The sequence below is a fragment of the Exiguobacterium sp. SL-9 genome, from assembly GCF_004336985.1.
Classification (GTDB): Bacteria; Bacillota; Bacilli; order Exiguobacteriales; family Exiguobacteriaceae; genus Exiguobacterium.
Genome location: NZ_SJUO01000020.1, coordinates 1 through 434 on the forward strand (window position 1 = coordinate 1; position 434 = coordinate 434).

Annotated in this window: 1 protein-coding gene; it reads right to left on the bottom strand. The window is 37.1% G+C overall.

The genetic code is table 11. The features are described from left to right. Positions 1–434 (bottom strand): serine aminopeptidase domain-containing protein (locus EVJ34_RS15445; RefSeq protein WP_201739959.1); only part of this gene is annotated, 434 nt, incomplete at both ends.

The following is a 434-nucleotide window of genomic DNA, read 5'->3' on the forward strand; positions in this document are numbered from 1 at the left end:
GTACTCATAGAACGGCTAAGTACTTTGTAATAAAGTCTTTTTGGACAATATTTAGGAAGTGGCGTCTGTAATGCGCGATAAACATCTGCACTATGACTCCAAGTATCTTCATGTTGGTAATCATGTTGATAAAGTGGTTGTGCAAATAAGGTTTCAATAAAACTGCGCATTTTATTGATAGGAATAACTCTGTCTTTCTCACCTAAAGTATCGTGGTAAAAGCCAGGTAAGACATGCTTTTCTTTGATAGATGTGTTTAAACGTTCATAGAAAAGATGTTGAGGCTTAGCGTGGACCACATGATCATTGCCTGAAATAAACAACTGTGTTGGTAAAGTAATTGCACTTGCATCTTCAACAACACGATCAGCCGTTTTATAAAGCTCTAATAAAATATTGACGGCAATAGGACGAGTGATCAGCGAGTCTTGGTT